General features: G+C 54.1%; 7 protein-coding genes. 1 reads left to right on the top strand and 6 read right to left on the bottom strand.

Annotated features, from left to right (window positions below; translation table 11 throughout):
* Nucleotides 1–32 precede the first annotated feature (32 nt).
* Entirely contained in the window at nt 33–4,700 is a 4,668-nt protein-coding gene (locus tag AB4072_RS09485) for a hypothetical protein (protein WP_441967460.1), read from the bottom strand.
* A 36-nt stretch (nt 4,701–4,736) separates the two neighbouring features.
* Here AB4072_RS09485 and AB4072_RS09480 point away from each other — a divergent pair, with 36 nt between their 5' ends.
* Nucleotides 4,737–5,087: a hypothetical protein gene (locus AB4072_RS09480; protein ID WP_441967458.1), complete on the top strand. Its 351-nt coding sequence runs from the start codon at nt 4,737–4,739 to the stop codon at nt 5,085–5,087.
* Nucleotides 5,088–6,504: 1,417 nt separating this feature from the next.
* Here AB4072_RS09480 and AB4072_RS09475 read toward each other — a convergent pair.
* The 5 genes from AB4072_RS09475 to AB4072_RS09455 all read right to left on the bottom strand — a co-directional run bounded on the left by AB4072_RS09475 (nt 6,505) and on the right by AB4072_RS09455 (nt 11,487).
* Entirely contained in the window at nt 6,505–7,836 is a 1,332-nt protein-coding gene (locus AB4072_RS09475; protein ID WP_441967456.1) for a calcium-binding protein, read from the bottom strand.
* Nucleotides 7,837–7,961: 125 nt separating this feature from the next.
* Nucleotides 7,962–9,080 (bottom strand): response regulator, encoded by a 1,119-nt coding sequence (locus tag AB4072_RS09470; RefSeq protein ID WP_441967454.1) that lies wholly within the window; start codon nt 9,078–9,080, stop codon nt 7,962–7,964.
* A 195-nt stretch (nt 9,081–9,275) separates the two neighbouring features.
* Nucleotides 9,276–10,343 carry a response regulator gene (locus tag AB4072_RS09465; protein ID WP_441967452.1) on the bottom strand — a complete coding sequence of 356 codons (1,068 nt, stop codon included), beginning with the start codon at nt 10,341–10,343 and terminating at the stop codon, nt 9,276–9,278.
* A gap of 283 nt (nt 10,344–10,626) precedes the next feature.
* Nucleotides 10,627–11,127 carry a MarR family transcriptional regulator gene (locus tag AB4072_RS09460; RefSeq protein WP_441967450.1) on the bottom strand — a complete coding sequence of 167 codons (501 nt, stop codon included), beginning with the start codon at nt 11,125–11,127 and terminating at the stop codon, nt 10,627–10,629.
* Between the two features lie 81 nt (nt 11,128–11,208).
* Nucleotides 11,209–11,487, bottom strand: a complete 279-nt coding sequence (locus AB4072_RS09455) for a hypothetical protein (RefSeq protein WP_441967448.1) — start codon at nt 11,485–11,487, stop codon at nt 11,209–11,211.
* Between the last annotated feature and the right edge of the window lie 339 nt (nt 11,488–11,826).

Genomic DNA, 11,826 nt, shown 5'->3' with positions numbered 1-11,826 from the left:
AGTAAGTTAGGCCCGAATGACTCGGCATTCACTCACACGATAAAGAAGCTCTCGTGTGTAACGTTCGTTGGCTTTGTAGAGAGGATTGCAAAGACCTGTGCGGCCGCCGCCCCGCTTCCATCTCGGTCGTAAAGCAGTTGACCTGTGGCCGCGTTGTAGATGATCCGGTCGTCCGCATCCTGCGCCGCGGTGCCAAGCACGAACGCATTGGCAGAGAGGGTCTTGTTGACATCACCCTCGGCAAACGCGGCGAACATCGAGCGTGCGAGATGGATTTTGTCAGTTCCAGCAACAAAGTCGACAATAGTGTCGATGTTTGTGGCGTTGAGACGAGAGTCGAAAAGGAACACGTCGTTTCCGTTCCCACCCGTCAACTGATCGGCCTCAAGTCCGCCTGATAGCGTGTCATTGCCGTCGCCACCGTTGAGACGATCCTTGCCGGCTCCCGACTTGATCAGATCGTCTCCAGCCGTGCCGGTTATTCTTTCCGTCACAACATTCTCGATTCCGATCGTGATCGACTTTTCGGTGACCCCGCCTTTTCCATCGCTAACCTGCACGACGAATGTGATTTCGCGCGACTGCTCAAAGTCGATCTTCGTATGATCCTTCACTTTGAGATCCAAGCCCTCGAGGTACACGCTGCCATTTGCATCGTTCAGGAGCGTGTATGTGAGGGCGTCGTTATCGGCATCCTCAGCGGAAAGCCGGCCAATGATGTTGTCTTTGCCAAGATGCTCGCGCACGAACACGTCAGAGAACGTAATGTTTGTCGGAGGGGTATTCGTCACCGGCCCCGGATCGTCGATGAGGACATTCTCGATACCTCTGTTCAGTATCAGATCTAGGATGAAAGCGTCTCGTGCTTCGATGGACGCGAAGTCCTTCGTGTAGACGTATGCCGTGTCGTTTCCACCTTCGAAGTCGAAGATGACATCGCCAGCGTTCCGGATGAAGTAAACGTCGTTTCCGCTGCCGCCTTGCAAGGTATGTGCGACAGCACTGGATCCACCATCCAGAGTATCGTCATAGTTACTTCCCCGAAGGGTGTTGGCGTAGTTATTTCCGATCAGCCATGCACCAGCTTGGCCCGCATCGCCCACAGCCAGGAGTTCGATTCCAACATCGTCCGCCAGATGATACTTAAGACCACCGTAGACATACGCGATGTCGTTGCTGCCGCCAGCAATATCAACGCTTTCGATGATGAAATCGCCGCTATGGGCGATGAAGTAAACGTCGTTGCCATCCCCACCATCGAGGGTATCGGCGAATTCGCTGGGCCCCCCATCTACCAAATACCCACCCGCGAGAGTGTCATCGCCATGACCACCGACAAGGGTGTCGGCGCCCGAGCCGCCAATGATCTCGTTATCGAGCTCGTTGCCGATGATCTCTACATTTGTCGTCATCGCACTTGCGTCAAGGTTCTCGACACCGGCGGCGATGGTATATGTCGTGATCACGCTGCCCTGCAGCTTAATCGTGTCAATGCCACCGCTACCAAAAAAAGTCGCCTCATCCACGATCACGTCGTAGCTGGACACGATATAGGTATCGTTGCCGGCGCCGCCCGCCAGATAGTCCTGGCCGCCGTTAGTGACGCCGCCGCCATCGAGCGTGTCATTGAAAGCGCTTCCGATGATCGTGTTCGCCAGGTTGTTGCCCGAGACGCTGCCGCCGACCGTCGCATTGGGGTCGATGATGAGATACTCGACGCCGACAGTGTCATTCAGATTGTATGACGTGAAACCTTTCGCTTCGTCGAAAAGAATGTAGGCCGTGTCAATCCCGCCGCTCACGTCGGTGGTCTCGATGATCACGTCACCAGCGTCATTGATATAGTAGACGTCGTTGCCCGATCCGCCCACCAGAACGTCGCTGCCGTTGCCGCCATTCAGTGTATCGTTGCCCGATCCGCCGATCAGAAGATCGTCGCCGCCATTTCCGATGAGAAGGTCGTCGCCGCCGTGTCCGTCGAGCGTATCGTTGCCTTCACCACCGATCAGCGTGTCATTTCCAGCGCCGCCATTTTGCGACGTGTCGCCTGTTAGGAGGATGACGTTCTCGACATTTTTGAGAATGTTCCGCCATTCTGCCTCTGAGCGGCCATCGACCATGATGTAGGCCGTATCCGTTCCGCCGTCAGCACCTGCCGCTTCCGTCACGATGTCATCGAGACTGCGAATGATGTAGATGTCGTCGCCCGCACCGCCCGCGAGCGTGTCGCCACCACCGCCGCCGTCCAGAATATTGGCGTAGGCATTTCCGGTGATGACGTTCTTGCCCTGATTTCCTTTTAGAGTAAGCCCGGCGTTCGAAACGCCTGCGGAAAGCGTCAGATTCTCAAGCGGGGAATTGTCGCTGAGCGTATAGCTTGCAGAGACAATCGCGGTGTCATTTCCGCTTTCATCGATAATGGTCGGGGCCGGGACACCTAATTGGGTTCTGATGTAATAGGTATCGTTGCCTCGGCCGCCATCGAGCGTATCGGATTCTATTCCGCCGTCTAGGACGTCGTCTCCATCACCACCATAGAGTTTGTCGTTTCCGGTACCGCCATAGAGAATGTCGTTATTGGCTTCGCCGTAGAGGGTATCATCCCCTTCGTCGCCATAGAGCACATCGTTGTCGTCGGCACCATACAGGGTGTCACGGCCTTTGCCGCCATAAAGCGTGTCGTTTCCGTACCAACCCTGAATGTTGTTATCGCCATCATCGCCTTCCAGGTGATCGCTGAAGCGAGACCCAATCAGGCCTTCGATAGAAACATAGGTGTCACCTTGCGCGTATCCGCTGCCGCTGCCCGTCAGGAGATTTGCGGAAATGCCACTGCCATTGCTACCTCCAGTCCAGTCACTGTAAGAAGCAAAATCGTAGCCTTCACCGCCATCCAATGCGTCCGCGCCGGCCCCACCCACAAGGGTGTCGTTGCCATCTTCGCCGTAAAGCTCGTCCTTGTCGTTTCCGCCCTCAAGCTGGTCATTTCCAATTCCGCCGCGAAGCGTGTCCTGGCCTATGGCGCCGTAGAGGCTATCATCTCCTCCGCCACCGATGATCGAGTCGTCGCCATCCCATCCCTGGATGTCGTTGTCGTTATTATTTCCGACCAGGACATCGTTAAACTGTGAGCCAATCAAACCTTCGATGGAAGTATAGCTATCGCCGAAGGCATCGCCCACATTCGCGGCCGAGCCATCAAGGTAGACTTCGACATGCTGGCTTGCCGTCGTATAGGAAGCAAAATCGTAACCGACGCCACCATCGAGGGTATCAGCGCCCGCTCCGCCGATCAGCACATCGTTTCCATTGCCACCACGGAGAGTATCCGTTCCCGCACCGCCATCAAGGGAGTCGTTTCCGTCGTTACCGATCAGGCTATCGGCTGCGCTGCTACCGATAAGCGTGTCGTTGCCGCTGGTTCCGCTAACACCTTGAATGTTGGAGAGAGTATCTCCCTGCGCATCGCCTCCGGTTCCCTTCCCGGTCGAGAGGTCAACTTTGACGGCGGTCGTGCCGAGATACTCCGCGATATTGAATCCGGTTCCGCCCTGGAGATTATCTGCACCGGCCCCGCCTCTCAGCGTGTCATTTCCGTTCCCGCCGATGAGCGTATCATTGCCGACCAATCCGACCAGAACGTCATCGCCGTCGCTTCCGTCGAGGGTCGTCGCGGAGATGCCACCAGTGAGCGTATCGTTGAACCTTGAGCCTTCAATGCCTTCGATCGAGGAATATGAATCGCCCTGCGCTTCACCGGTATTTGTGCTCGTGGCAACGAGATTGACAGTGATACCTTTGAGAACGCCACCGACATCAACTTGAGGAGCATTGATATAGCTGGCAACGTCATTGCCGGCTCCGCCGTTCAGTGCGTCAGCACCCGCGCCACCTTCAAGAGTGTCGTTGCCGGCATCACCTTCAAGTTGGTCGTTTTCCGTGCCGCCACTGAGCCGGTCGTCCCCGTCGCCGCCGTTGAGCGTATCCGCGCCCCCAAAGCCAAGCAGAACGTCATTGCCGAGGTATCCGTTAAGGTCATTCGCATTGTTATTGCCGCCGAGCGTGTCGGCAAACGCCGTTCCAATTAGGCCTTCCACCTCGGAATAGACGTCACCCTTGGCATCGCCGGTGTTGAGACCAGAGTTGCCTAAGTATGCGGCTACAGCCTTGTCGCTTGTCAAATAGACGGCATAGTCGAAGCCGTCGCCACCCACGTGCGTGTCAGCTCCTGCGCCGCCATGCAGAAAGTCGTTGCCGCCACCGCCACTGAGAAGGTCATCTCCGGCACCGCCATAGAGAGCATCTCCATTCGCGCCACCCTCGAGAGTGTCGGCGAATCTCGATCCTTCCAACCCTTCGATTGAAACGTAACTGTCGCCGCTCGCATCGTTGGTGTTCAGATTAGGGCTCGAGAGGCTCGCATATACGCCTGCGCTCGAGGTTGCATAGGAAGCGATGTCGCTCCCGGCACCACCGTCGAGGGTGTCTCCTCCGGAGCCGCCAATCAGCGTATCGTTACCCTCGTTGCCGTAGAGCTTATCGAGACCGGCTTCGCCGTGAATAATGTCATCGTCAGCTCCGCCAGACAGATTGTCGTGGCCATCGCCACCGATCAGGAGGTCGTTCCCGCCCCCTCCAAGCAAGGTGTCGTCATAGGCCGACCCATATATTGTGTCGTTCAAAGGCGATGAGGACGTCATGACAACGCCCGAGGTGCGGGCATCAAAGATCTGTCCGTGGATATCAAGGCTCCAGAACTGGCTGTCTGGAGCTGTGCCCCAGGTAACCATAAAGCGGCCGTCAGCAAGCGCCGTAACGTCGTAATGCGACTGAACGCCAGTCGTATTGGAGTTTACAATGAAATCTCCCCGCAGAACGCTACCGTCAGGTTTGAAAACACTCGCATGAATGTCGGTGCCAAATTCCCACGTGATGACGAAACCACCATCGCTCAGGATTTCAAATTTATGCGCTCCATCGCCACCAATCCGGATGTTGGAATCCCCTCCAGTATTAACCCAGAGAAACCCGTCCATGCTGTAAACAACGGCAACCTTACCATTCGGAAGTGGGGCGGCTTCTTTTAGGACAACGGAAGGGAGCGTTGTTCTAGAACTCACATTAAATTTGGAGTATCCCCCGTTCTGCTGCCAAATCGTTCCGTCAGCATTGTAGTAATGCCCTTCAATAGAGCTAAAATACAGCCCATTCGCCGGATTGTATTCCGTTTTCACGTTGTACGTAACGATTGCTCCAGCTTTCAAAACTGTAGAAATTATTGAGTCTTGAGTTAAATCTGGAGTAGAAACTTTGCTGCCTAATTGTCGAGATACTTCAATCTCGGATGGTTTGACGTAAATATACCCCATCAGCATCGCTCCGCCCCAGGCATCGACAGCAAGTCCGCTATCGCCCAGGGCCGAAACACTCTGCAACTCACGGTCATAGGTCCCCGAGTCCGCAATAGTATGAGTACTACCCAGGGCTCCGGTCAGAGGATCAAAGGTTTTCGACATCACGCGCTTATGGTAAGCGCCTATTACAGAAACATCCTCGAAAACGAGGGATGCTTGGCCGTTGCCGAGTTGCACGACATCAAAATTGCCGAACGTCGACGTCCCGGCGATTTCACTGTAGATAGTATATGCGGATCCGGCGATACTTCCGTCTGCGTTGAGAAGCTGGCCCTTGATCGTGCCGTCGCCTCCATCGCGGTAGACAACCAAGATATGCCCGTCGCGAAGACCGATAACACGGGATGCGTACTCACCCGACCCCGGCTTCGAGGTGATCGTCAGCTCGCTCCCCCAAGCCAGCGGAGGCACAAGCGACTGGGACGCCGTGACATTCGACACAGAAACGTTTTCTTGGGTTGAAGGATAAGACACTTTTACGCCCCCTCGTATGGTGCATTGCAATTTCGCTTGCCGCTATTGACTACGCGACAAGGCGAGAGAGCCGCTGACGCGGCGAGATTAACGTTCGACGACGACTTGTCCGTATTTCCGGTTGCGAGCCGACGCATATTCATGAGGGCATCACACCACGACGCGCTTTCGCACCGTGGGGATCTCTCCCATTCAAAGCATCGTGTCACCAAGTCTGCCCCTGCTACATCGATATCGATCGATGTTTTTTCGTTACAGAGCATCAATGCATGAAAGGCGAAATTTAAAACTAGTCGTTTAAATAGAATTTCGATTTTTAGACATCAGCAAGCATACCAAGCGAGCCTTTACCGCGAGCACGAAATGGAAACCGTCACAAAGGGTTAGATTAAGAGAAGGGCTTGTCCCCGCTTGGGTTTCGCAGCAGGTCAGGCTCGTTAGGACGCTATCGCCATTCGCCAGACGAGCAGCCGCGACCAGTACAGAGGGCGCGTTGGCAGAGGATCGGCAGAGCCGCGACGACCGGCAACTCCGGCCAGATCGCCTGTAGACGACGAAAGACACAAACCCGCCCGGCTGGAGCCGGACGGGTCTATGATGGTAGCCGAGATATGACTTAGACGACGAAGAAGTCCTTGTAGGTCATGGCGAGGTTCTTGGAGACGCTGGCAAACTCCACCGCCTTGCCTTTTCCGGAACCGTCGGCGTCATAGTAAAGGATGCCCTTCTTGTCGTCGTAAATGATATAGTCGTTCTTGTCCTTCGCCTTAGAACCAATTGTAAAGTAGCCGCTCTTCAGCTGTGCGGGCTTGGCCTCCGTTCCGGACTTACCGAGCTTAGTGAAGATCGCGTTGTCGAGCCAAATCGAGTCATCTCTCACATTGAAATCGACGATCTTGTCCTTGTTGGTGCTTTTGTTCGGCTCGGTATCGAACACGAACGCGTCCTTCCCCGAGCCGCCGCTGAGCGTATCATTGCCCGATCCACCAAAGAGCTTATCGTTGCCACCGTTGCCCGAGAGCTTGTCCTTGCCACTATAGCCATAGAGTTTATCGCTGCGGGACGTACCTTTGAGTACGTCAGCCTTGTTCGTCCAAACATCCGCAGCATAAACAGCGAAAGTGGAAGCCTTTCCATCGCTTGCGGTTATCTTGAAAGTTATCGGAGAGACAGAAGCCTTGGCGCTCTCGGGAACACCCTTCGGAATGAAGACCAAGCCCTGAAGACCTGCTTGCACCTGCGCTTGCGTCCCGCTGATCGAATAGGTCCCGGACACGGCATCATAGCTGCCACCGCCGAGGCTTGACGCCAAAAAGGAGCCTTGCATAGGATCGCTGACAACCACCGTGATACTGAGATTGTCGTCATTCGCGTCACTGATCGTCGTCCAAGAGAAAGGGCTAGCCCCTTCTGAAATCTCCATATACGGCAGGTTGACACCGATGACGGGCGGTGCGTTTACACTTCCGCCGCCAGTACCCGTTCCCTTTGTAATCGAAACGAAATTGGTGCTTCCGCCTCCAACGTCATCGTAGACTCCGATGAGAACCGATCGCAGAAAATTCTCTTCGAGAGTTGTGGCCGTGTTCGTAAAAGTCAGAGCGCGGACAAACTGCTGGGCAGCAGCGGCTGTCGCTCGATGTTCGGCGTCAAATTTCACATGGAAATTATGCGTTCCTGTGCCCCCAAGCTCGATGACACCGACGATCTGGCCGATCGTGACGACACTACCTGTGTTGATGCCGTTGGAGAGCGTGATCCCGCTCGCAGGATCAATCCCCAAACGATCGTAAACCGGGTCAGCCCCAACCAACAAAGCGACCTGAATGTCGGCAATGCCGCCGCTGGTTGAAACCAGGGAATCTGAATTGAGGTCTAAGTGAACAGTCATGTTAGTTTTATTGAACGTGACGTTGTCGCCGTTGAGACTGGAAACAGTCGTTGTCATCTGTAGTCCTTCCTTGGGTTATATAAATCTAGCAACCTGCCATGCGCCGCGTCGTACCGAAGCGAGCCATGAGGTTGTCGTGGCTATTTCACTGTGCCAGCAGGCAGCATTCGTCTTTGTCGCCATCATTTGACCTGCGAGACATCCATCCCGCCAAACTTCCTCTGGGCTAATGGCTCGTCTACGCGAAGGGCTAACGCGCCTCGAAGCAACAGAGCGACTAGATCTGTCTGCCGTGACGTCTTTGTTTTGCGAAAAAGGTTCTGAAGGTGGAATGAAATGGTCGTCTGAGCAACGGAGAACTCATTCGCAATCTCGTCGAGTCGTTTTCCATCCGCCAATGCGACAGCGAGTCTGGTCTCAGCATTGGTGAGGTCATACATGCGTGCGGTAAGGCTAGGGGCCGGCCGAGGACGATCGTCGGGATCTATAACAAGAATAACGACAGAGGGCAGGTTGCGTGTCTCGCGTGTGCCGAGCGAACAAATGTGTACAATAAGCGGCCTTCCATTCTCCCTTTCGATAGAGAGGGTAGTGGTCCGGGATGATTGATTTGGTGCATTGGCAATGGCTTGCCGCAAAGCTCGAGTAGTCTCTTTTGAAGTTGAGCTCAGGCGATTGGCTGATGCGATGAGGCCGCTATTCTTCTCAAGGATTTCTGTCGCTGAGCGGTTCATTTGCTGAAGATGACCGTCGCTATCGAGAAAGATCACGCCCTTCGCCATGCCGTCCAAAGTACGAGCCATACTGTCGAAAGCGCCTTGAGCATCGAGTATCGTCGACGCAAGTATGAATTGGCTCTCACGTTCCAACTCCGAGACTACACTCCTCTTAATGCGTCCTACTTGGTCAATGCGAGCTCGCACTGTCGCAAGCAATACATCATAATCGACTGGCTTGATGAGGTAGTCGTCAGCACCGACGTGCTTCCCTTCGATGATGCCCTTGCGATCGGAAAGAACCGAAAGAAACATGAAAGGGACATCATTAAGAGACGGGTGTCTCTCTCGCACAAGACGCAGGAGCTCATACCCCCCGACGATTGGCATGGAAATATCGCACAGAATGAGATCCGGCCTGCTATGTTTTAGGATCTCAAGTGCCGCGGCGCCGTCGCCCGCTTCCTGGACTAAGAACCCAGCAGAGCCAAGCACTTCGGCGACATCGGCACGGGTTCGTGCATCATCGTCGACGCAAAGAATCGTATAGCTGTCTGTCGATGAAAGTCGCTCGGGATTAAACACGGGAAGCCCTAACTATCTACCTTTGAAAATAAGCTGAAGATTTCCACATTGCCGATAGGCAGTTGTTTGAATCGGCCAATCATTCGACGGCAAAATTTGATCTTGAAACGCTCTGTCAGGGTTTTGAAAAAATCCTTCAGGAAATAATTAATCCTTTCCTGAAATTCGCAACCCGGCCTCCAATGCTAGACCGCTCTAAGCGGCGATTTGCAGTACTGGAGTGCTGATCGAACTTCGCAATAACAATGCAACCAGCTCGCTTTGCCGTGTCGTTTGCGTTTTGCGAAAGAGGTTCTGAACATGAAAGGCGATCGTTGCCGGAGAGACGCTGAATAGCTCCGCAATCTCATCCAATCGATTGCCATGCGCGAGAGCCACGGCGATCCGCGCTTCGCTACGTGTAAGGCCATAGATCTGTGCGATGATTGGAGCTGATAGAGGAGGGGGAACAGATGGATCGATGATCACAATCGCGACAGTTGGCAGGCCGTTACGGCCGCCAGTCTCCAAAGGGCAAACGTGAAGAACGAGCGGCGTTTGCGTCTCGCGTGGAATCGGCACGATACTAGAACATGGCTTTTGCGCAGTTGCGGCACGAACAGCGTCCCGGAAGCTTCGAGCAGAGGGCGGCCGCGTTATTGAAAGCCGCCCCGAAATGATTTGCAGAGCGCTTCCTTCAGAAATAATGGTATCGGCAGTCCTATTCATATTTCGTATGACGCCCGAGCTATCAAGATAGATAACACCCCGCGACATGCCGTCCAATGTTTCAGCAAGATTGGAGAACGATACCTCAACATCTGCTGAATTACCCGCGTTACCACTCGTATCGCGACGCTCCAAGAAATGCGGCTTGCTCCGTTGAAGACGTCTGACTTGTGCAGAGCACGCTTGAAGCGTCACTTCCACAATCTCTAAATCTATAGGCTTCGAAAGAATATCGTCGGCGCCGAGCTCTCGCAGACGGAGCACTTCTTTGCGATCAGCACATGCCGAAACAAGGATGAACGGCGTGGCATCCAGGCTACTGTGGTTCTCACGCACTGCCTTGAGTAATTCGACGGCAGCGAGGTTAGGGAGTGCGTCATCGCAAATGATAAAGTCGGGAGAGTTGTCGCCAAGCATCGCAATCGCGTCTTTGGCACTTTCTGCCTCGACGACAACGTAACCGATGTTGCGCAGGCCTGCAGCGAATGCCGATCGGCTATTTTCATTATGATCGACATACAAAACTGTACGGTAGTTTACTTCACTTACAGCCATCTTTCACCCGACCCGGTAGATCGCAATTGGACGCGCCAATGCATTCGATGAAAGCCTGAACGCTGCCATCGTGAACCGTTGTAAATTATGCGGTGGACTATGCGCGCGCGCCGACAAGTGTTTCGGAGCGCGAAACTTATTCGGCCAATGATGAAGGCTTCTACTTTGAAGCAATCAGCTTTGGTTTCCGCATGTATCGTTGACGCAGACCTGATCTTGCGCCGGAGCTATATATATATATTTCAACCTCGTTGACCAAAGGGCATTAATTGCAGTTTGGAGGTCATTTTGACTTTGAGACACTTACGTCAAAGCCGTTGCTGTTCATAAGCGCAAGCCGGGCTTGGAGGAAATTTCGCCCTACAATGAGCAGGCGTTCAGTCGGAATAAGGAGTAATCTTCGGTTGTCAGTGGGATCCCTCACCCGCTCCAACATTCCCGCATATTCCATGTCGTCTATGTGACGGGATATCGTTGCCTCAGTGGTGAATTCGGATAAATAGGTCGCAATCTCTTTGAGTGTGATGGGCGCCTTCGTAAGCCATCTGTGAGCGATGAGACTCAAGGTTGCGTCTGCCTCGAAGATGTTGCGCCAGGAAGTACGCAGCTGGCCGGAACCGACAACGATCTTACGAAAGTCGGATCTCCAGTGCAGCCATGCCACTTCGATCTCCAGTACAGCCAATTCCTCAGGTGTCAGTTCCACGCTCGCCATTGCCAATGTGCGTGCAGAGGCTTCTGCAATCTCCTCAGAGACAATCTTAATGCCCTTTGGCTTTTTCATCCCGCTTCAAACCCCGCATTAGAAAATCACAGGATGAAGTGATCCTGAGTCAGCGCCAGGTTGGCACCAATCACGCAAACTTCACCTGTGCACGAAGCCCCGTGCCATCCACATCGTAGAACAATTCGCCCGTCTTGTTGTGTAGACGATCTGAGGCCCTGCGGCGTTCGCCTTGTCGCCGATCGCCAGCGACACCTTGGCCCCGAACCCGCCAAAGATCGCGCGGCTCAGCTCGATCCGATCCTCGGCGACATTGAAGCCGACGATCTGGTCGACATTGCTCGTGGCATTCAGCGCGGTGTTAAACAGAAGGTGTCGCGGCCCTGCTCGCCGTAGAGCGTGTCTGAAATGTCCCCACATCGCGAGCGTCCTCTAATGGTTCTTTAACCTTGGCCGCTACGATTACCGAACTTGCAGATTGAAAAAACTCTCTGAACAACCGGAAAGCTTATCCTCTCGGAGGCTAAAACTATTGATTTACAACCATAATTTTGTATTGCTTCAACGAAATGCGACTTTAAGTTACAATCTGCTTTGAGCTAACTGGCAGCCCTGAACGGGTCACAAGAAACGGCACCCTTTCTTTCAGACATCAGTAACAGCTCGATTCCAGGGTTCGCCGACCTGTGCGCTCCTGCAACCCCAGGCGCGCACCCTCGCGCGAGCCCTGCAGCAAGCGACAGTTCAAAGCTTGCGCTC

The organism is Microvirga sp. 2MCAF38 (genome assembly GCF_052115485.1).
Classification (GTDB): Bacteria; Pseudomonadota; Alphaproteobacteria; order Rhizobiales; family Beijerinckiaceae; genus Microvirga.
Note: the sequence above shows the minus strand (reverse complement) of the source record. Positions and strands in the feature narration are given on the sequence as shown.